At 58.8% G+C, this 19965-nt stretch carries 20 protein-coding genes; 15 read left to right on the top strand and 5 right to left on the bottom strand.

The genetic code is table 11. The annotated features are described in order from the left end of the window. Positions 1-19: 19 nt before the first annotated feature. The 9 genes from hmeg3_RS00600 (at position 20) to hmeg3_RS00560 (ending at position 9387) form a co-directional block, all read left to right on the top strand. Complete coding sequence (locus hmeg3_RS00600) at positions 20-631, top strand: 2-hydroxychromene-2-carboxylate isomerase (protein WP_094561998.1); 612 nt, start codon at positions 20-22, stop codon at positions 629-631. Beyond that, entirely contained in the window at positions 631-1047 is a 417-nt protein-coding gene (locus hmeg3_RS00595; RefSeq protein WP_094561997.1) for a YchJ family protein, read from the top strand. Before hmeg3_RS00600 ends, hmeg3_RS00595 begins: the two co-directional genes overlap by 1 nt. A gap of 25 nt (positions 1048-1072) precedes the next feature. Next, entirely contained in the window at positions 1073-2695 is a 1623-nt protein-coding gene (locus tag hmeg3_RS00590) for a carboxyl transferase domain-containing protein (RefSeq protein WP_094561996.1), read from the top strand. A gap of 20 nt (positions 2696-2715) precedes the next feature. Beyond that, complete coding sequence (locus hmeg3_RS00585; RefSeq protein ID WP_094561995.1) at positions 2716-3876, top strand: dienelactone hydrolase family protein; 1161 nt, start codon at positions 2716-2718, stop codon at positions 3874-3876. Positions 3877-3918: 42 nt separating this feature from the next. After that, positions 3919-5931, top strand: a complete 2013-nt coding sequence (locus hmeg3_RS00580; protein WP_094561994.1) for an acetyl/propionyl/methylcrotonyl-CoA carboxylase subunit alpha — start codon at positions 3919-3921, stop codon at positions 5929-5931. 9 nt (positions 5932-5940) lie between these two features. Then, the gene (locus tag hmeg3_RS00575; protein ID WP_094561993.1) at positions 5941-6876 is read left to right on the top strand and encodes an MBL fold metallo-hydrolase; all 936 of its coding nucleotides are present in this window, start codon (positions 5941-5943) and stop codon (positions 6874-6876) included. 83 nt (positions 6877-6959) lie between these two features. Continuing rightward, positions 6960-7889, top strand: coding sequence for a glyoxylate/hydroxypyruvate reductase A (locus tag hmeg3_RS00570; RefSeq protein ID WP_094561992.1), 930 nt, complete (start codon positions 6960-6962; stop codon positions 7887-7889). A gap of 2 nt (positions 7890-7891) precedes the next feature. Next, positions 7892-8425, top strand: a complete 534-nt coding sequence (locus hmeg3_RS00565) for a YbaK/EbsC family protein (RefSeq protein ID WP_094561991.1) — start codon at positions 7892-7894, stop codon at positions 8423-8425. A gap of 53 nt (positions 8426-8478) precedes the next feature. Next, positions 8479-9387 carry a hydroxymethylglutaryl-CoA lyase gene (locus tag hmeg3_RS00560; RefSeq protein WP_094561990.1) on the top strand — a complete coding sequence of 303 codons (909 nt, stop codon included), beginning with the start codon at positions 8479-8481 and terminating at the stop codon, positions 9385-9387. A gap of 77 nt (positions 9388-9464) precedes the next feature. On the opposite strand, the gene hmeg3_RS00555 is transcribed toward hmeg3_RS00560, so the two are convergent. Beyond that, on the bottom strand, positions 9465-11267 hold the full coding sequence (locus hmeg3_RS00555) for a methyl-accepting chemotaxis protein (protein ID WP_369828852.1): 1803 nt from the start codon (positions 11265-11267) through the stop codon (positions 9465-9467). A gap of 178 nt (positions 11268-11445) precedes the next feature. After that, positions 11446-11568, bottom strand: coding sequence for a hypothetical protein (locus hmeg3_RS25125; RefSeq protein WP_255407534.1), 123 nt, complete (start codon positions 11566-11568; stop codon positions 11446-11448). A 242-nt stretch (positions 11569-11810) separates the two neighbouring features. On the opposite strand from hmeg3_RS25125, the gene hmeg3_RS00550 reads away from it, so the two are divergent. Continuing rightward, the gene (locus hmeg3_RS00550; RefSeq protein WP_094561989.1) at positions 11811-12782 is read left to right on the top strand and encodes a nitronate monooxygenase family protein; all 972 of its coding nucleotides are present in this window, start codon (positions 11811-11813) and stop codon (positions 12780-12782) included. Between the two features lie 212 nt (positions 12783-12994). Continuing rightward, complete coding sequence (locus hmeg3_RS00545) at positions 12995-13261, top strand: hypothetical protein (RefSeq protein WP_094561988.1); 267 nt, start codon at positions 12995-12997, stop codon at positions 13259-13261. A gap of 187 nt (positions 13262-13448) precedes the next feature. Here hmeg3_RS00545 and hmeg3_RS00540 read toward each other — a convergent pair whose 3' ends face one another. The 3 genes from hmeg3_RS00540 to hmeg3_RS00530 are packed head-to-tail and all read right to left on the bottom strand — an operon-like array spanning position 13449 to position 15897. Beyond that, the gene (locus hmeg3_RS00540; RefSeq protein ID WP_094561987.1) at positions 13449-14144 is read right to left on the bottom strand and encodes an alpha/beta fold hydrolase; all 696 of its coding nucleotides are present in this window, start codon (positions 14142-14144) and stop codon (positions 13449-13451) included. A 45-nt stretch (positions 14145-14189) separates the two neighbouring features. Further along, complete coding sequence (locus hmeg3_RS00535; RefSeq protein WP_094561986.1) at positions 14190-14669, bottom strand: META domain-containing protein; 480 nt, start codon at positions 14667-14669, stop codon at positions 14190-14192. A gap of 49 nt (positions 14670-14718) precedes the next feature. Beyond that, positions 14719-15897, bottom strand: coding sequence for an MFS transporter (locus hmeg3_RS00530; RefSeq protein ID WP_094561985.1), 1179 nt, complete (start codon positions 15895-15897; stop codon positions 14719-14721). 225 nt (positions 15898-16122) lie between these two features. Between hmeg3_RS00530 and hmeg3_RS00525 the strand changes: the two genes are divergently transcribed. The 4 genes from hmeg3_RS00525 (at position 16123) to hmeg3_RS00510 (ending at position 19958) form a co-directional block, all read left to right on the top strand. Then, positions 16123-16782, top strand: a complete 660-nt coding sequence (locus hmeg3_RS00525; protein ID WP_094561984.1) for an HD-GYP domain-containing protein — start codon at positions 16123-16125, stop codon at positions 16780-16782. Positions 16783-16918: 136 nt separating this feature from the next. After that, entirely contained in the window at positions 16919-18166 is a 1248-nt protein-coding gene (locus tag hmeg3_RS00520) for a YbfB/YjiJ family MFS transporter (RefSeq protein ID WP_094561983.1), read from the top strand. A gap of 157 nt (positions 18167-18323) precedes the next feature. Beyond that, positions 18324-19226: a LysR family transcriptional regulator gene (locus tag hmeg3_RS00515; protein WP_094561982.1), complete on the top strand. Its 903-nt coding sequence runs from the start codon at positions 18324-18326 to the stop codon at positions 19224-19226. A 120-nt stretch (positions 19227-19346) separates the two neighbouring features. Next, complete coding sequence (locus hmeg3_RS00510) at positions 19347-19958, top strand: glutathione S-transferase family protein (RefSeq protein ID WP_094561981.1); 612 nt, start codon at positions 19347-19349, stop codon at positions 19956-19958. Positions 19959-19965 lie beyond the last annotated feature (7 nt).

The following is a 19965-nucleotide window of genomic DNA, read 5'->3' as shown; positions in this document are numbered from 1 at the left end:
TGAAACAACAGAGAAAAATATGAGCGATCAAAAAACTCCCATCGATTTTTACTTCGACTTCAGCTCGCCGTACGGCTATTTCGGTTCGCTGCATATCGAAAAGCTGGCGGCGCAATACGGCCGCACGGTCAACTGGCACGCGATTCTGCTTGGCCCGGTGTTCAAGGTGATGGGTATCGCGCCCATCGCCAACGTCCCATTGAAGGGTGAATACTCGCACCACGACATGGAGCGTACTGCACGCTTTCACAACATTCTGTTCAAGCGTCCCGATGTGATGCCGATCGCCTCGCAGCACGCGGCGCGCGCAGTGTTGTGGACGCAGAAGAACGATGCCGCCAAAGCCGTCAATCTGATCCATACGCTGTACAGCGCCTACTTCACCGAGAACATCGATATCAGCAAGCTCGAGACGGTGCTGCGCATCGCCGGCGACGTCGGCATTGATGCGGACAAACTGACTAACGCGTTGAACGACGATGCCATCAAGGATGCGTTGAAGACGGAGGTTGCCGCTTCCATCGAACGCGGCGTGTTCGGCTCGCCCTTCGTGATTGTCGATGGCGAATCGTTCTGGGGCTTCGACCGCTTCAATCAGCTTGAAAGCTTTTTGAAGGATGGAAAGATCTGATGGCGAGGAAAGAAGACAAACAGGCTTGCCCCTGCGGCAAAGGCATCTACGCCGTTTGCTGCGGGCGCTTCATCTCCGGAGCAGCAGTGCCGGCGACGGCAGAGCAGCTAATGCGCTCGCGCTATACCGCGTTCTCATTGCGTGAAGAAGACTACCTGCGCTCGACCTGGCATCCCGACACGCTGCCGGACGAGCCGATCACGGCCGAGAGCGACGTGAAATGGATAGGCCTCGACGTGATCAAGCATAAACACGTCAACGATGCGGACGAAGCAACGGTGGAATTCGTTGCCCGCTTCAAGGTCGGCGGCCGCGCGCATCGTCTGCACGAGGTCAGCAGTTTTGTACGCCAGCCGGATGCCGCAGGTGTGGCCCGCTGGTATTACGTCGACGGTGCTTTTCCGGACGACGAATAAAAATACATTGAGACAAAGGATCACCATGCCGCAACTCGACAGCAAACTGAACACGCGCAGCGAAGACTTTCAGAGCAACACCACGGCGATGCAAACCATCGTCGACGATCTGAAAGCGAAGATCGCCGTCATCGCACAAGGCGGTGGCGACACCGCACGCAACAAGCATCTGGCGCGCGGCAAGTTGCTTCCGCGTGATCGCGTGCAGATGCTGCTTGATCCGGGCACGCCTTTCCTGGAATTCTCGCAGCTGGCGGCCTACGGCATGTATCAGGAAAAAGAAGGCAAGGATGCGGCGCCGTCGGCCGGCATCATCACCGGCATCGGCCGCGTCGCCGGACAAGAGTGCGTGATCGTCTGCAACGACGCCACCGTCAAAGGCGGCACCTATTACCCGATGACCGCCAAGAAGCATCTGCGCGCCCAGGAGATCGCCGAATTCAATCATCTGCCCTGCATCTATCTGGTCGACAGCGGCGGCGCCAATTTGCCGAATCAGGACGAAGTGTTTCCCGACCGCGATCACTTCGGCCGCATCTTCTTCAACCAGGCTAATCTGTCGGCCAAAGGCATTCCGCAAATCGCGGTGGTGATGGGTTCCTGCACTGCCGGCGGTGCTTATGTGCCGGCGATGAGCGACGAATCCATCATCGTCAAGGATCAAGGCACCATCTTCCTGGCCGGCCCACCGCTGGTAAAGGCTGCCACCGGTGAAGTCGTGACCGCCGAAGAACTGGGCGGCGGAGATGTGCACACCCGTCTGTCCGGCGTGGTCGATCATCTGGCGCAAAACGACCTGCACGCGCTGTCGATTGCGCGCAGCATCGTCGGCAACCTCAATCGCAGCAAACCGCAGCAACTCGCAATGCGCGAAGCGGTAGAACCGAACTATCCGGCGCGCGAACTCTACGGCATCATCCCCACCGATACGCGCAAACCCTTCGACGTGCGCGAAGTGATTGCGCGCGTGGTCGACGGCAGCGAGTTCGATGAATTCAAGGCACGCTACGGCACCACACTGGTGTGCGGTTTCGCGCATCTGTACGGCATGCCGGTCGGCATCATCGCCAACAACGGCATCCTGTTTTCCGAGTCGGCGCTCAAGGGCGCGCACTTCATCGAACTGTGCTGCCAGCGCAAGATCCCGCTGATCTTTTTGCAGAACATCACCGGCTTCATGGTCGGCAAGAAATACGAAAACGAAGGCATCGCCCGCAACGGCGCCAAAATGGTGACGGCGGTATCAACCGCCGCGGTGCCAAAGCTGACCATGATCATCGGCGGCAGTTTCGGCGCCGGCAATTACGGCATGTGCGGCCGCGCGTTCTCGCCACGCTTCCTGTGGATGTGGCCGAACGCGCGCATCTCGGTGATGGGCGGCGAACAGGCCGCGAGCGTGCTGGCGACCGTCAAGCGCGACGGCATCGAGTCCAAGGGCGGCAGCTGGTCGGCGGAAGAAGAAGAAGCCTTCAAGTCGCCGATCCGCGAGCAGTACGAGCATCAGGGTCATCCCTACTACGCCTCAGCCCGTCTGTGGGATGACGGCGTGATCGACCCTGCCGATACGCGCATGGTGCTGGGCCTCGGGCTGAGCGCGGCGTTGAATGCGCCGATTGAAGAGACGAAGTTCGGCGTCTTCCGGATGTAAATTTTTCAGATTCGACAGAAATGAAGAAGCAAATTTCCATTGCCGTGCTGGTTGCGTTCTGCATGTGCCTGGCTCCGGCCTTCGGCGCCGAGCTGCCGCGGAATCAAGGATTGCGCGAAGAAGTCGTCATGATTCCCTCCGGCACGGGTATATTTTCCGTGAATCTGGAAACCACAATCTACAGGCCTCCGGGCGATGGGCCTTTTCCTCTGCTCATCATGAATCACGGGAAAGCTCCCGGGATACCGGCCTTTCAACCTCGCGATCGCGGCATATCCATCAGCAACGAATTTGTGCGGCGCGGTTATGCGGTCATCATTCCCATGCGCAAAGGTTTCTCCAAATCCGGTGGACTTTACGTCGATGGCGGCTGCAATATCGGCGGCAACGGCGATGCACAGGCGGACGACGTACAAGCTGCGCTGGACTATGCGATCCGGCAACCTTGGGTGGACAAGGACAATGTCATCATCATGGGGCAATCGCATGGCGGTTTGACAACGATGGCTTTCGGCGCGCGCAATCCTCTGCACGTCAAGGCATTGCTCAACTTTGCCGGCGGTCTGCGCTACGACATGCTGGGCTGCGGCTGGAAACTGGCGTTGATTGACGCCTTCGAACGCTACGGCAGAACCACCCATATTCCCAGTCTCTGGTTCTATGGTGAAAACGACAGTTACTTCAACCCAGAGCTGGTCCGCAAGATGCACGAGGCTTACATTCGATCCGGCGCCGATGCCAGGCTGATTGCCTACGGCCCGTTCAAGAACGATGCGCACGGCATGAGCGGCAGCCGTGACGGTGTTGCGATCTGGTGGCCGGAGACTGAAGCGCTGCTCAAGCGCCTGGGACTGCCGACCGAAAAGACGGTTGTGCTCGCGGATGAATTACCGAAGACCGATTTTGCAAAATTGGAAGACAGCGCGGCCGTCCCTTATCTGAATCAGAAGAACCGCGAACACTACGAGGTTTTTCTCAAGCTCGCCTTACCTCGGGCATTTGCTATTTCATCGTCCGGCGCAACAGGCTGGGCTTGGACCGGAGAAAACACGACTGAGCGCGCGCTGCTGCAATGCCAGAAATATTCCAAGGACACCTGCCGTCTCTATGCCATCGACCAGAACGTGGTCTGGATCGACGACAAAGAAAATAAGGGTGACAAGAGCGCAGCCTTGCACTGATGTAGCGGTACATAACAAACAGGTCACATTGAAGGAGACAAGATGTTCAGCAAAATCCTGATCGCCAATCGCGGCGAAATCGCCTGCCGGGTTGCCGAAACCGCACGCAAGCTCGGCATCAAGACCGTCGCCGTGTATTCGGAAGCCGACGCACAGGCCAAACACGTGACCGCCTGCGATGAAGCGGTATTGATCGGCCCCGCCCCGGCCAAGGAGAGCTATCTGCTGGGCGACAAGATCATCGCCGTGGCACTGGCGACCGGCGCCCAGGCGATCCATCCCGGCTACGGTTTTCTGTCGGAGAACGCCGGTTTTGCGGAGGCCTGCGCGAAGGCCGGATTGGTCTTCATCGGCCCGCCTGCATCGGCGATCCATGCAATGGGGTCAAAGTCGGCAGCCAAGGCCTTGATGGAAAAAGCCAAGGTGCCGTTGGTTCCCGGTTATCACGGCGAGAATCAGGATGCCGACTTCCTGCAAAAGGAAGCCGATGGCATCAGCTATCCGGTGCTGCTCAAGGCAAGTGCGGGTGGCGGCGGCAAGGGCATGCGTATTGTCGACAAATCGGAAGATTTCAAAGCTGCGCTGGCATCGTGCAAACGTGAAGCGATCAATAGTTTCGGCGACGACAAGGTGCTGGTGGAGCGTTACCTGACACGCCCGCGCCATATCGAGATTCAAGTGTTCGCCGACAGCCATGGCGAATGCGTTTATCTGTTCGAGCGCGATTGCTCGGTTCAGCGCCGTCATCAGAAGGTATTGGAAGAAGCGCCTGCTCCGGGCATGAGCGAAGAGCGCCGCCGCGCCATGGGCGAAGCGGCTGTTGCCGCTGCCAAGGCGGTCGGTTACGTCGGCGCCGGTACGGTGGAATTCATTGCAAATCAAGATGGCTCGTTCTACTTCATGGAAATGAACACGCGCCTGCAGGTCGAACATCCTGTGACCGAAATGATCACCGGCCTCGATCTGGTGGAATGGCAATTGCGCGTGGCATTCGGCGAACATCTGCCGCTGCGTCAGGAGCAATTGCAGCTCAACGGCCATGCCATCGAAGCACGCATTTATGCGGAAAATCCGGAGAAGGGTTTCTTGCCGTCGATCGGCACGCTGCGCTATCTGCACACACCGCCTGCCGTACATTTCCGCGTCGACAGCCATACCCATACACCGGCGGCGGTACGTATCGATTCGGGTGTACGCGAAGGCGACGCAATTTCGCCGTTCTATGATCCGATGATCGCCAAGCTGATCGTCTGGGGAAAAGACCGCAGTGCCGCGCTGGCAAACATGGCTGCAGCGCTGGCGCAGTATCGTATCGTCGGACTTGCCACCAACATCGGCTTCCTGCAACGCTTGATCGCCGGACAGGCGTTCTCCACGGCGGATCTCGATACCGGGTTGATCGAACGTCACCACGATGCGCTGTTCCCTGTGCTGCAGCCGGCATCGACCGCCACGCTGGCAATGGCGGCTTCACTGCTGCTGTCGCAAGAAGCGGAACGGGTCAGCGACAGCAATAACCCATGGGCGCACACCAGCGGCTGGCGCATGAACGGCAGCTTGCTGCGCGCATTGCAGTTTGCCGACGAGGCTGGCTCCTATCAGATCCATGTCGAATATCGCAATGACCGGCGATGGGTTCTGCATCGTGACGGCGTTCAGCACACGCTGCGCTTTGACAAGCAGGGCGCTGCGGATCTTCGCATCACGCTGGATGATTCCACACTCGCCGGCAATGTGGTGCGCGATGCCGACACCTTCCACGTCTTCCATCAAGGCCATCATGCCGTGCTGACATGGGACGATCCGCTGGCGCATGCCGGCCACAGCGAAAGCGAAGGCGGCCGTCTGACGGCGCCGATGCCCGGCAAGATCGTCGCCGTGCTGGTCGAGAAAGGTCGCAGCGTCACCAAGGGGGCGCCGTTGCTGATCATGGAGGCGATGAAGATGGAACATACCATCGCGGCACCCGCCGATGGCGTCATCGATGAGTTGCTGTATGCGGTCGGCGATCAGGTGACGGAAGGTGCGCAGTTGCTGGCGTTCACGCCGGGCTGATCGTAGTCCATGCGCCCCCGTCCTTATGGTTTGCCGTCCAGCGTATATGTGCTTGAACGCGGCTGGCTGTCGTCCAACAACGTCTTGTTTCTCGGTGCGGAAGAGACGGCGCTGGTCGATACCGGTTATGTCACGCATGCTGCGCAAACCCTGGCGCTGGTCGAACATGTACTGAACGAACAAGGCCGTGCGCCGCAACTTGATCGCGTCATCAATACGCATCTGCATTCCGACCATTGCGGCGGCAACGCCGCCTTGCAGGCGCGTTATCGTTGCCGTACAACGATCCCGCATGCGGAGGCAGACAAAGTGGCGCGCTGGGATGAGGATGCGCTGAGCTACAGGGAAACCGGCCAGCAATGTCCACGCTTCCGTTTCGACGACACCTTGCAGGATGGTGACACCTTGCCGCTTGGTGATCTGGCATGGACCGCTCTCGCCGCGCCCGGTCATGATCCGCATTCATTGATTCTGTACTGCGCGCAGGAAGGCATCCTGATTTCCGCCGATGCCTTGTGGCAAAACGGCTTTGGCGTGATTTTTCCCGAACTTGACGGAGAATCTGGTTTTGCCGAAGCGCGCGCAACGCTGGATCTGATTGCAGGGCTTGATGTGCGCGTGGTGATTCCCGGCCACGGTGCGCCGTTCACAGAGGTGAAGCAGGCGCTGGCAACGGCTTATTCACGCCTCGATTATTTACAGGCCGATCCACTGCGTAATGCGCAGAACAGCGTCAAGGTCATGCTCAAGTTTTTGCTGCTGGAAAGACAGGCGATTCCCTTGCACGATGTCGCGTCGATGATGGCTGACATCCCCTTGCTGGCGCGATGCAATCACCGTTACTTCCAACTCAGCGACGATGCGCTGGCCGATTGGGCAAGCACTCAACTGATCAAGGCAGGTGCAGCGAGCAGCGATGGCGTCACGCTGCACAATGCGGGTTGATGGCAGGGACAAGACACGCCAACGGCAGCGATGATGCGTTGCAGGTAAAATCAGCGGCTTACTCCACTCTTCTCTCCGACGCGATGCGTATCCTGTTTCAGACCGCCGACATTGCCAGCCAGGACGCCTGGTTGCACGATTTACGTTCCGCCATGCCGCATGCCGAGATTCGCCTCTGGCAATCCGGCGACAACGCACCGGCCGATTACGCCATCGTGTGGAAGCCACCGTTCGAGATGCTGCAAGGACACCCCGAACTGAAGGCCGTCTTCAACCTCGGGGCAGGCGTCGATGCAATCCTGCAATTGAACGTAGTGCCGGAGAATCTGCCGCTCATCCGCATCGATGATGGCGGCATGGCAGAGCAGATGGCCGAATTCGCCACGCACGCCGTGCTGCGCTACTACCGTCGCCTCGATGAATATGAACAGCTCTCGCGCCGCGGCGAATGGAAGCCGCTGCCGCCTTTCGAGCGCAGCGACTTCGGTATTGGTGTGCTGGGTCTGGGCGTGCTGGGACAGCGCATTACAGAAAGCCTGCAGCATTTCGGCTTTCAGGTCAGCGGCTGGAGCCGCAGCCTGAAGACATTGCCGGGAGTGAAGACCTATGCCGGCAGCGAACAATTGAACCCATTCCTGCAAGGTGCGCGTGTACTGATCTGCATGCTGCCGCTGACACCCGACACGGCCGGCATACTCAATCGCGAGACCTTGTCGCAGCTGCCACGCGGCGCCTATCTGGTCAATCTGGCGCGCGGCGGCCATCTGGTCGAGGCCGATCTGCCGCCGTTGCTGGAAAGCGGCCAGATCGCCGGTGCTACGCTGGATGTGTTTCAGGAAGAGCCGCTGCCACCGCAGCATCCGTTCTGGCAAGACCCGCGCATCGCCATCACGCCGCATATTTCCGCGCTGACCGTGCACAGCGAAGCTGCACGGCAGATCGCAGAGAAGATGGTGGCGCTGGATCGTGGCGAACGCGTGGTCGGGCTCGTCGATCGTAATAGAGGATATTGAGCATGGAACAACATCAGCACGCCGAAGCACTCCCCGATTCCGCACAACGCGTCGCCAATCTGTTGCGCGAGCTGGAACACGACAAACCGGTGGTCATGCTGCCCAGCGCCGGGCGCACCTCGGCTGAAGCGGCTGCCGGCCTCGGCTGCAGCGTGGCAGAGATTGCCAAGTCGATCATCTTCCGTCGCTTGTCCGACGATGCACCGGTGCTGGTGATTGCCAGCGGCAGCAATCGCGTCGATGAAGCCAAGGTTGCAGCGCAAGTCGGTGCGCTGGGCAAGGCCGACGCCAAATTTGTGCGTGAGAAAACCGGTTATGTCATCGGTGGCGTTTGCCCGATCGGCCACGCCGTCAAACCAGTCATGCTGCTGGATCAGGATCTGTTTCGTTACGACAGCGTGTGGGCGGCGGCGGGACATCCGCATGCCGTTTTCAATCTGACGGCGCAGCAATTGCAGGCGATGACCGGTGCGCCGGTAGCCGATGTCGCCTTGGCGCCCGTCGCTCCGGTTGAAAGCATCCCGCAGGCAAACTGATATCATCAAAACCATATTCAAATGCATAGCCGCCAAGGCAGAGGAGACACCCCATGAGCTTGCCCAAGAAAGTCAAAATCGTTGAAGTCGGTCCGCGCGACGGCTTGCAAAACGAGAAAGAAACCATCTCCGCCGAAGTCAAGATCGAACTGGTGAACCGGCTGACTTCGGCAGGTTTCGTCAACGTCGAAGCTGCCTCTTTCGTTTCGCCGAAATGGGTACCGCAGATGGCGACTTCCAGCGAAGTCATGCAAGGCATCACGCGCAAACCCGGCGTGATCTATTCAGCGCTGACGCCAAACATGAAGGGCTTTGAAGCGGCGCTGGCGGCCGGTGCTGACGAAGTCGTGATCTTTGGTGCCGCGTCGGAAGCTTTCTCGCAAAAGAACATCAACTGCTCGATTGCCGAATCGATCGAGCGTTTCCGCGAGGTCGCGCAAGCAGCCAAGGAACACAAGATCCGCCTGCGCGCCGCCGTCAGCTGCGCCTTCGGTTGCCCGTATCAGGGCGAGGTGGCGCTGTCGTCGGTGTCGGATGTGGTCGGCCGTTTTCGCGATCTCGGTTGCGATGAGATCGACATCGCCGACACCATCGGCGTAGCGACACCCAACAAGGTGGCCCCGGTGATGCAGGCGGCGATTCGCGAATTCAACATCGCTGGTTTGTCAGGCCACTTCCATGATACTTACGGTCAGGCGCTGGCCAACATCTACGCCAGCCTGGAAGTCGGCATCACGATTTATCACTCGTCCGTCGCCGGTCTGGGCGGCTGTCCCTATGCCAAGGGCGCCACCGGCAACGTTGCCTCCGAAGACGTGCTGTACATGATGCAAGGTCTGGGTATTGAAACCGGCATTGATCTGGACATCGTCGTCGATGCCGGGCAATTCATCTCGGAGCATCTGGGACGCAAGGCGGTCAGTCGCGCCGGCAATGCCATCGCCGCAAAGCGTAAAGGATAAGAGCGGTTTGAGTTGTCTGAAATTAAAAGCGGCGTGGCCATCTCCGGTCACGCCGCTTTTTGTTTGGTCAGGCCGGACTAGAATTCTTCCCAGGAATTTTCGTCGGTGGTTGCCGGTTTGGTCTTCTCGCCAGCCGGCGATGCCGCCGGAAGTGCAGGTTTGCTGACAGATTTAGGCGGTCCGGATGGCTTGGCGGGTTCGGCCCATGACTTCGATGCCGGCGCTGCCTTGTATGCCGGCGTTGTTGGCTTTGTTGATGTCTTTGGCACTGCTGCGGAAGCAACCGCGCGCACGTCACCGTGATGTCCGCTTGACAGCTTGAATACACTGACTGCCTCCGTCAGCAGATCGGCCTGTTCTTGCAGACTCTCTGCGGCTGCCGCAGCCTGCTCCACCAGCGCTGCATTTTGCTGCGTGATTTCGTCCATCTGCGTAATGGCGCGATTGACGCTTTCGATGCCGACGCTTTGCTCCTGACTCGCCGCTGTAATTTCGCCCATGATGTCGGCCACGTGCTTGACCGAGGTAACGATCTCCCCCATCGTTGCGCGGGCTTCGTCGACCAGTTTTCCTCCGGCATCGACCTTGCCGACCGAGTCGCCGATGAGTTCCTTGATTTCCTTGGCGGCAGATGCAGAGCGCTGTGCCAGACTGCGCACTTCAGAAGCCACCACTGCAAACCCACGGCCCTGCTCTCCGGCCCGGGCGGCTTCCACCGCGGCGTTCAACGCAAGGATATTGGTTTGGAAGGCGATCCCGTCGATCACACTAATGATGTCGACGATCTTGCTGGAGCTTTCCTTGATCGATCCCATGGTCTGCACGACATTGCCGACTACCTCACCGCCCTTGATTGCAAGTTCGGACGCCGACGTCACCAGCGAGTTGGCCTGACGCGCATTGTCGGCGTTCTGGCGCACGGTGGAAGTCAGTTCTTCCATCGAGCTGGCGGTTTCTTCCAACCCTGATGCTTGCGATTCGGTACGGCTGGACAGATCGGCGTTGCCGATGGCAATTTCTTTCGATGCGACATTGATGGTTTCGGTGCCGCTGCGCACATTGCCGACAACGCTCGCCAAACCTTCACCGATGCCGTTGATGGCAGCCATGAGCCGGCCGATTTCATCGTCGCGCTCAATATTGAGCTTGACGGTAAGGTCGCCAGTAGCCAGTTTTTCTGCTGCGTCGAGGCTTTGGTCAAGTTGCTTCTTGATCAGCACGTAAAGTGCATACAGCACGGCCACGGAAATGATGAGCATCAGGATCAACATCGCAATCGCCACGATATAAGCTTTCCTGCCTTCGGCGCGCGCCTTGTCCAGCTCGCGGGAAGTACGTTGATCGAGCAGTTGCTGAAATTCGTTAATCGGCTTCATGATGGCGGCGCTCTTCTTTTCATAAGCGTCGTCGTGCACCAGTTTGCGCGCCGTTTCCAGGTTTGGTTCATCCTTTTTGGTGAACTTCCCGGCGCCGTCGTCATATTCTCCCTTGACGGCATGCATGGCGACTTCTTCAGTCTTGATGAGACCGATGGAGAGCGACTGCGCTTCGTTGAGCTTGGCGAATTCCTGCTCGGTAAAACCGGCTTGTTTCATCAGATCAACAAGAGGAATGGTGCGACCGTCCGGGCGTGGTTTCTTGCCGTCGACGATGGCAACGATCTCCCAATAGAGCGCTTCGTACCTGGCGTCTCCCGTGACAACGTAGCTGCGCACTGCAGCCGTCAAGCGTTCAGAAGTATTGCGGACTTCCGTGGCGAGCTTGAAGGAATTGTAGCGGGCGTCACCGGATCTCTCGATCTCATTCTGCGCGCGCAAGACCAGCTGCAACGCACCTGCCATCAAGATTGACAACACGGCGAGCACAACAAAAAACAGCAAAAAACTTCGCTTCAACGTAAACAACTTGCCCGTGACCTACCCTCCTTGATTTCTACAAAGAAAAAAGCTTGATCGGCGCCGGGGAAGCACAGCGGCTGAAGACCACACAGCATCACCCACGGGCGATGCCTGTGTCATCTTTACTACTTTGTTCTGGTTGCTGTTATTGCTGTATGTGTCAGTGCGTATAGCGACTACGGGTACGTATATGTTTCAGACGTGCCTGCAAATAGCGGCTATGCAGAGCTGCAGCACCGATAAGTCCGCCGGCAATGGCGGCCACGATCAGAAAGGTATCCATATATCCCCCCTCGGAAAGATTACCTTGGATTCAGCCAGGATTGGCCTGCTTACATGGATGCAAGTCATGTGCCATGTAAGTGCAGAAGTATTTATCGGCTGACTTGTAGAAAAAATAACATGATTACAAAATGAAAAGTTCGACCAAAGGCAAAAATCATTTGAGACAACAACACAAAAAAGCACGATCGTAATATTTTTATCCTATAATCTTCGGATTACCTACAACGATGAGACGCTGCCATGCCCAATCGCACCATCCCTGCCATTCTGCAAAACCTTCGTTTGCCCGTGATTGCTTCGCCGATGTTCATCGCCAGCAGCCCTGCGCTGGTAGCGGCCCAATGCAAGGCGGGTATTGTCGGCTCCTTCCCGGCACTCAACGCGCGGCCGGCTGAGCAACTCGACGTCTGGCTGACGCAATTGCAGACAGAACTGGCGGAATACAAAGCGGCTCACCCCGATGCCATCATTGGCCCGATCGCGGTCAACCAGATCGTGCATCAGTCCAATGACCGCCTTGCCCACGATGTGGAAGTCTGCGTGAAGCATCGCGTGCCGATCATCATCTCCAGCCTGCGTGCACCACCGAAGGAAATGCTGGATGCCATCCACAGCTATGGCGGCATCGTGCTGCATGACGTGATTTCGATCCGCCATGCGCAGAAGGCATTGGAAGCCGGCGTCGACGGCCTGATTCTGGTCGCGGCCGGTGCCGGCGGGCATGCCGGTGCGCTGTCGCCGTTTGCACTGGTGGGCGAGGTGCGCAAGTTCTTCAAAGGCCCGCTGATTCTGTCGGGCGCCATCGCCACGGGCGATGCCATCCTGTCGGCACAAGCCATGGGCGCGGATCTGGCTTATATCGGTTCCCGCTGGCTCGCGACAAAAGAGGCCAACGTCACCGACGAGTATCGACAGGCCATCGTCGATTCGACCGCTGCCGATGTGGTCTACACCAACTTGTTTACCGGCGTGCACGGCAACTACCTGAAGAAGTCCATCGTCAATGCCGGGCTTGACCCCGACAATCTGCCGGAAGCGGACAAGACCAAGATGAACTTCGGTTCCGGCGGCGACACCAAAGCCAAAGCATGGCGCGATATCTGGGGCGCAGGCCAGGCGGTGGGTCTGATGGATGACGTGCCTACGGTGGCCGAAATGGTGGATCGCCTGGAAAAAGAATACGCTGCGGCGCGTCAACGCCTCGCCATTTAAGTAGTTGCCGACGATGTGAGACATCGCCGGATCGCCAATACCAGAAAGGCTTTGTGGGCTGACCGGCCCGCTCGCCGATCCGACTCCGACAGACGGGTTCTGTCGGACAAAATCATTGATTGCAAATGACTTTGTAACTAACTTCACTTCTTCGGCACTTCTTTCCCGCTTGTATGTCGTACTGGTTCGGACAACATACACGTGAGGACTTTATGACCAGCTTTCTCCGCACCAGAAAAGACCGCCATCCAAAACCGGAACACAAAGCCCGTCTCCCCCATGAGCATGATCAGTCAGGCGATAGCCAGCGCAGCGATGTGGATCAGAAGGAGATGCGCCGCGCTTATGAGGACATCCGCGAAGGCCAGGTAGACACCGACCTGCGCGGCAGCGGCGGACTTGATGAGATGAACAAGGGCAGTGGCAAACGCGCCAGCGAAGCCCCTCGCAAGGATGATCCTTACGATAAGTCGCACTAGGCGCACTGATGTGATTCGAAGCAGCGCGGGAACAGCGCGCATTGACAGAAAATCAAGAGACCTGGTAATGACACTTGCATCGTTGACGTGAGGACGCAGACCGGCGGAAACCGGTCGTCTACATACAGCCGATGCCACAATACGCCGCTTACGAGCGGCGTATTGCATTGGTGCTTTAAACCGTGCTTTACAACCGCGAGGCCGCGATCCAATCGCGGATGATGCGGAACAGTTCCTCAGGCTTTTCCATCGGCGTCATATGCCCGCAATCACGCACGATCTCAAAGCGCGCTGAGGGAATGCGCTGCGCCATTTCTTCCGATTCTTCCACCGTACGCAGACGATCGGCGTCGCTCGCCACGATCAGCGTTGGGCTCTTGATGCGGTGCAGGTCGGCATAGCTGCCGTCGCGCAGCGTCGATAGCTGCCGCAGAAAAACCTCCTTGCCGTTGGCCAGCGCCATCGCTTGCAAACGTTGCAACAAACCCTGATCCGTCGAACGGTCCGGATGCAACGACGACGCCAGTGCGCGCGAGGTCAATCCCTTGAAAGGCGTCTTCTCTGCCAGCGCGATCTGCGCCAGCGTGCCGGCAGATTCCTTTTCGCTTTGCGGACGCGAGGAGGTATTGAGCAAGCCCAGTCCAAGAACACGCTCCGGCGCTTTCAGGGTAATCGCCTGCGCCACAAAGCCGCCCATCGAAAAGCCGAACAGCACGAACTTCTCCGGCGCCGCCGACAGGACGCGATCGGCCATCGCGGCAATGGAATCATCCTGCCCCAGATCACCGAAATGCAGGCTGCCCAACGTGGCAAGATCGCTACGCATGTCATCCCAGAGGGAGGCGTTCAACATGAAGCCGGGCAAAAAAACCAGGTCGCGCATTTTCTTTTTCTCTTTCCTTGTTCGAGGGTATGACTTGTATGAGTTCTACTTGCCGCTGACACCGGAGGATGGCGCCGCCTCTTTCTTGCGGGCCTGCAGCGTCATGACTTCGCCGTCGACGGCAAACAATTTCAGGCTGTCGCCATCGATCTGGTAACGATCCAGCGCCTGCAGCTTGTCGAGGAAAGCCGACTCAAACTCCATCGCCTTGCCCATGCATGCCATGCGCGTGGCGGCAGCATGCCCTATCGTTAAACGGCTGCCTTCGCGCAGCACATAGGGCGCGGTAAATCGGTTGCACCATGCGCGGCCGCTGACGCTGGCTTCTTTGCCATTGTCCTGAAAATTCAGGATCACCGGCTCGCCATTATCGCCGTGTGGAATCTCATGGCCCGGCCAGTTGGTCAGCTCCCACTGCGCGCTTGTCAGACCTGCCGTGGTATCGGTCGACGGCTGCGCCGCACAGGCCGCCAGCCCCATTACGGCCACCATCGCGGTGGTCATCACTGCCAGATATTGTTTCATGTGCGAACTCTCCTTCTACCGGTAAGAATCAATTCGGACTATTTCGGACTTACTCCAGCCACACTGCGCGGCTGGCCGCCAACGCCACTGCAATACACAGCGCGCCAATGAACGCCAATCCTGCTTGCAGGCCGAATCCGTGTGCCAGAAAACCGACTATCGGCGGCCCGATCAGGCCGCCGCTGTAACTCAGCGTCGCCACCCCGGCCAGCGCAATCGAGCCATGTCGCCCGGCTGCGCTGAAGATAAACGGAAACACCATCGCCACACCGCTGCCTGCCACTGCAAACCCGATAATCGCCATCGGCATATTGATTGCCGCCACCGCGACGAACACACCGGCTGCCGCCAGCAACGAACCGAATCCAACAACCTTGCGGGCGCCCCAGCGTTCTTTCAGGCGATCGCCAACCAGGCGCGCCAGCAGCATCATGCCGGCGAACGCTGCATAAGCCAGCGGCGCACCGCCATCACCTGCCTGCATGTGATCTTTCATGTACAGACCGCTCCAGTCCGCAATCGATCCCTCGACAATCGCACCGCAAAAACCGATCAGTCCCAGCGCCACCAGATGACCATGCGGGATCGCAAAAATCTTTTTGTCGGCGCTCGGCTCCGGCCGGTCATTGGGCATGGCTTTATACCCCAGGCGTAATGGCACAAGGAACAGTAGAGCCAATGCCAGGAAGTGCCAGAACGGCGCCACCTCGAATGAAGCCACAGCGCTGCCCAGCAAAGCGCCGCTGAAGGTGCCGACGCAGAACCAGGCATGCAGGAGCGACATGATGGAACGTCCGGCCTGTTTTTCCGCGACGGCGCCAAGGGCGTTGATGGCGACGTCAAAGCAGCTCGACGCCGCACCATACATCGCGCTGAACAACATGAGCAGTATCAGGTTGGGAGCAATGCCAAGCAGCGGCAAAGTGACCAGCAAGACCAGCCCCGCATACCACGTCGTACGGCGTGGACCATAATGCGCGTTCAGCCATGCCGCCAGGGGAAACGAGCCGACCGCACCGATACCGCCGCACAGCAAGACCAGGCTCAGTGTGGCCGGGTCCAATTGCAGGTTGTCGCGAATCGATGGAATGCGAGCGGCCCAGCTGGCGTACAACAATCCCAACAGAAAAAAGAAAAACGGAATGGCGACTTGTCGCCATCGCACAGGCAGCGCCAATGTCCCGAGGCTGGCATTGTCAGAAGTGGAATTGGTCAGGTCGGTTGTCATGCATTCAAGAGAGGATTAAACTTCTGGCAGCCGCCATTATCTCGCATCCCCCCACATTGCTTCCAGACCGCTGCTGAATCACTGTCGCTTTACTGTCAATGCACCATCAAGTCGCTGCCAAATTCAAACGGCAGCAGATAGAAAAAGGTCCGGCAGTTTCATCCGGATGCGACGATTGTTTTTTGCCCGCATTATTTTTTGTGCGACACCGTTTTAGTTTTTTGAATGCCTGATCTGACCGACCAACCTGAACCGACGCCGCCACTTTCATTGACACCTGCGCCAACTACGTCAATCAACATCCTTCAGCGCGAAGCAATCAATGCCCTGCTCTCGCTGCAAAACCTGATTGACGACTACACGCCGCAACACGAAAACCGTGTCGCCACGCTGGCCTTGCGCATCGGCCGTCATCTGGCGCTTGACGCGCCCCGGCTCGAAGCATTGCATCTGGCGGCACTGGTACACGATATCGGCAAGGTCAACATTCCGCTGGAGATACTCAACAAACCCGGCAGGCTCACCGATGCGGAATTCACACTGATCAAGACGCATGTGCAGACCAGTTACGACGTGCTGCGCCGCATCTCGTTCACGCACCCGGTTGCCGACATCGTCTACGCCCACCACGAATATCTCGACGGCTCCGGCTATCCGCGCGGCCTGCGTGGCGACCAGATCATGCTGGAGTCACGCATCCTGACCGTCGCCGACATCGTCGAATCCATGTCCGAAGACCGCCCCTATCGCAAGAGCCTCGGCATGGACGCCGCCTTGACGGAGATCCGACGCTTGCGCGGCACACGCCTGGCGCCGCTCGTGGTCGATGCCTGCCTGCACGTATGCAGCGACGACGCAACCTCCCCAGAACCCGCGCACGCCTGACAACAAGAGTCGGCACAATCCGCTACACTCTGAGCAGCGCCGCGGTCTGCATTGCCACTTTGCTACCGCGCCCCTTCGGCGCACTATAAAAACCAGACGGCAATCAACCGTCGATGCTCAAGAGACAAGACCAGCCATGCATGATCCGACTGCGGCCACCGAACAGGCGCGCGCTACTTCTCCTGCACACCACGATTTCATCATGCGCCATCCGCTGCTGACGGCACTGGCGCTGTCGCTGGGTACGGCAATCGCGCTCGGCGTGGCGCGCTTCTCGTATGCGCTATTGCTGTCTCCAATGCGCACCGACCTCGGCTGGCCCTACCTCATCGCCGGTGGCATGAACACCGGCAACGCGCTCGGCTACCTGCTCGGCGCACTCGCCACGCCACCGCTGGCACGACGCTTCGGCACGCACAAGATGCTGATCGGCGGGGCGCTGGCGACAGCGTTTTTCATCATCCTGTCCGGCTTGTTCATCGATACGGCAAGTTTGCTGTTTTTGCGTGTCGTGACCGGTGCGGTCAGCGCATTCATTTTTATTACCGGTGGCATCCTGGTGACGCGCCTGGCGGCACTGCATCCGCAACGTGCCGGATTCTTGCTAGGCGTGTTCTATGGCGGCAGCGGTATCGGCATCGTGATTTCCGCATGGCTGGTGCCGTTGACGATTGCCGCTGCGAATGTCTACGGCGTCGCGCACAGCTGGCAATGGGCGTGGCTGGCGATGGGCATCCTGAGCCTGATCGCGACGGTTTTCATGGCGCCTCCGGCGCTGCGCATTCCGGATCTGCCGTCGCAGGCGCGCGGTGCGGGACATGTCCGCTATCGCAGCCTGGCGTTCGGCCTGACCGGATATTTCATGTTCGGACTAGGCTATATCGGGTACATGACTTTTGTCATTGCATTGCTGAAAGAACAAGGCATGTCGGCCGGCATGATCACGCTGTTTTATACGCTGCTGGGTGTCGCCGTAATGGCGTCGTCGCGGTTGTGGGCCGGCATGCTGGACAAATTCAGGGGCGGCGAATCGCTGGCCATCCTCAATGCCTTGCTGAGCATCGCCACCCTATTGCCGGCGGTGACTGCGGCGCCGGTGGCGGTGTTCATTTCCGGCCTGATGTTCGGCGGCGTGTTTCTCTCCGCAGTCGCGTCGACAACTGCATTGGTGCGGCACAATCTGCCACCGGCCAGCTGGTCGGTCGGCATCAGTGCGTTCACGATCGTGTTTGCGGCCGGACAGATCGTCGGGCCAAGCATCGTCGGCTGGATCGCCGACCGCAGCGGTGGTTTGCAGCAAGGACTGATGTTCTCTGCGGCCGCCTTGCTGATCGGTGCGCTGCTGGCATGGCGCCAGCGACCACTGACTGTGCTGCAAAATTAAGCATCCGGTTTCTCACTGACCGTCGGTAAAACACGCTCTACCTGGCTCACCTTGCCTAGGGCCGGAATGAGAGTGAGGAGACGAGTGGCGCCCCTGATCTCGGGCATAATCGGAATACCCTGAAATCATAATTGGCCATTACAAAACCGGGAATAATATGGATCGACTTGAGTCGATGGCGATTTTTCTTGCCGTGGTTGATGAAGGCGGATTTGCCGCCGCTGCGAGGAAAATGAACATCTCGCCACCTGTCGTCACGCGCGCCGTCAGCGATCTGGAAACAGCCATCGGCGTGCGCTTGCTGACACGCACCACGCGTATCGTTCGTGTCACCGACGTCGGCGCGCGCTATGCCGAAGACTGTCGCCGTGTGCTGGCCGATATCACCGAAATGGAAGACCTTGCCGCCGGCGCCCATGGCGCGGTGCGCGGTCGCCTGGTAGTGACGGCGCCGGCGCTGTTCGGCCGCATGTATGTCACGCCCATCGTGATGGAATACCTGCGACGCTATCCCGAGGCCGAAGTCGAATGCCGTTTTGCCGATCGCATCATCAACATGATGGACGAGGGCATTGATGTGGCGGTTCGTATTGGCCACCTGCCCGATTCCAGTTACCAGGCGATCCCGGTCGGCACAGTGCGGCGGGTGGTGTGCGCCTCGCCGGATTATCTGAGCAAGCACGGTACGCCGCAGGCGCCGGATGATCTCAGACAGCACGTGATCGTATCGTCAAACGGCATCTCGACGTCACCGGACTGGCGCTTCACGAAGGGCGATGCAAGCACCCTCGTACGCGTGCAGCCGCGCATGACCGTTCTCTCGAACGATGAAGCCATCATCGCTGCGCTCGACGGTTTCGGTATCACGCGCGTGCTGTCTTACATGGTGGCGCCGCACCTCTCGGACGGACGACTGGTCGAAGTATTGCGCGAGCATGAAACACCAACGCTGCCCGTGCATGTGGTGCAACATGAAGGCCGCCACGCCGCGCGCAAGGTACGCGCCTTCCTTGACCTTGCGGTCGGTGAACTGCGCGGGGAACGGCCTGCTAAAGAGTAATGGAGGCCGAAATGACGGGATTATTCTCAAACGGGGAATAGTCCATTGTCTGGGGCGGCGATTCTCTTCATCTGCGTTATCAGCAAAACTGGCGACTCCTACAACCCACCTGGAGCTGCCATGAAACTCTACCACCACCCTCTGTCCGGCCATTCACACCGTGCCCACCTGTTTCTCTCGTTGCTGGGCGTGCAACATGAACTGGTTCTGGTCGACCTGAAAAAGGGCGAGCAAAAATCCCCTGAACTGCTCAAGCTCAACCGCTTCGGCCAGGTTCCCGTACTGCAAGACGGCGATATCGTCGTCAGCGATTCCAACGCCATCCTGATTTATCTGGCCAAGTCACTCGGACGCACCGACTGGCTGCCGGAAAACCCGGCAACGGCGGCGGCAATACAACGCTGGTTGTCAGTCGCTGCGGGCGAGATCGCACGCGGCCCTGCCGCTGCCCGCCTGGTGACCGTATTCGGCGCACCGATTGATGCCGACGACGCAATTCGCCGCGCTCACGCCATCCTGACGCTGGTGGAGCAAGAACTGTCGACCCGTCCATGGCTGGCGGCTGAACACGCCACCATCGCCGACGTCGCGCTCTACTCGTATATCTCCAGCGCGCCCGAAGGCAATGTCGACCTGAGTGGCTATCCGCAGATCCACCACTGGTTGGCCAGGGTCGAAGCGTTGCCTGGTTTTGTCGCATTTCAGAAGACGCCTGTCGGTCTGGCCGCCTAAAAGGAGC

Source organism: Herbaspirillum sp. meg3, assembly GCF_002257565.1.
Taxonomy (GTDB): domain Bacteria; phylum Pseudomonadota; class Gammaproteobacteria; order Burkholderiales; family Burkholderiaceae_D; genus Herbaspirillum.
Note: the sequence above shows the minus strand (reverse complement) of the source record. Positions and strands in the feature narration are given on the sequence as shown.

Coding starts and splice junctions, on each gene's coding strand:
- hmeg3_RS00600 (WP_094561998.1), top strand. CDS start 20: ATGAGCGATCAAAAAACTCCCATCGATTTTTACTTCGACTTCAGCTCG.
- hmeg3_RS00595 (WP_094561997.1), top strand. CDS start 631: ATGGCGAGGAAAGAAGACAAACAGGCTTGCCCCTGCGGCAAAGGCATC.
- hmeg3_RS00590 (WP_094561996.1), top strand. CDS start 1,073: ATGCCGCAACTCGACAGCAAACTGAACACGCGCAGCGAAGACTTTCAG.
- hmeg3_RS00585 (WP_094561995.1), top strand. CDS start 2,716: ATGAAGAAGCAAATTTCCATTGCCGTGCTGGTTGCGTTCTGCATGTGC.
- hmeg3_RS00580 (WP_094561994.1), top strand. CDS start 3,919: ATGTTCAGCAAAATCCTGATCGCCAATCGCGGCGAAATCGCCTGCCGG.
- hmeg3_RS00575 (WP_094561993.1), top strand. CDS start 5,941: ATGCGCCCCCGTCCTTATGGTTTGCCGTCCAGCGTATATGTGCTTGAA.
- hmeg3_RS00570 (WP_094561992.1), top strand. CDS start 6,960: ATGCGTATCCTGTTTCAGACCGCCGACATTGCCAGCCAGGACGCCTGG.
- hmeg3_RS00565 (WP_094561991.1), top strand. CDS start 7,892: ATGGAACAACATCAGCACGCCGAAGCACTCCCCGATTCCGCACAACGC.
- hmeg3_RS00560 (WP_094561990.1), top strand. CDS start 8,479: ATGAGCTTGCCCAAGAAAGTCAAAATCGTTGAAGTCGGTCCGCGCGAC.
- hmeg3_RS25125 (WP_255407534.1), bottom strand. CDS start 11,568: ATGGATACCTTTCTGATCGTGGCCGCCATTGCCGGCGGACTTATCGGT.
- hmeg3_RS00550 (WP_094561989.1), top strand. CDS start 11,811: ATGCCCAATCGCACCATCCCTGCCATTCTGCAAAACCTTCGTTTGCCC.
- hmeg3_RS00545 (WP_094561988.1), top strand. CDS start 12,995: ATGACCAGCTTTCTCCGCACCAGAAAAGACCGCCATCCAAAACCGGAA.
- hmeg3_RS00540 (WP_094561987.1), bottom strand. CDS start 14,144: ATGCGCGACCTGGTTTTTTTGCCCGGCTTCATGTTGAACGCCTCCCTC.
- hmeg3_RS00535 (WP_094561986.1), bottom strand. CDS start 14,669: ATGAAACAATATCTGGCAGTGATGACCACCGCGATGGTGGCCGTAATG.
- hmeg3_RS00530 (WP_094561985.1), bottom strand. CDS start 15,897: ATGACAACCGACCTGACCAATTCCACTTCTGACAATGCCAGCCTCGGG.
- hmeg3_RS00525 (WP_094561984.1), top strand. CDS start 16,123: ATGCCTGATCTGACCGACCAACCTGAACCGACGCCGCCACTTTCATTG.
- hmeg3_RS00520 (WP_094561983.1), top strand. CDS start 16,919: ATGCATGATCCGACTGCGGCCACCGAACAGGCGCGCGCTACTTCTCCT.
- hmeg3_RS00515 (WP_094561982.1), top strand. CDS start 18,324: ATGGATCGACTTGAGTCGATGGCGATTTTTCTTGCCGTGGTTGATGAA.
- hmeg3_RS00510 (WP_094561981.1), top strand. CDS start 19,347: ATGAAACTCTACCACCACCCTCTGTCCGGCCATTCACACCGTGCCCAC.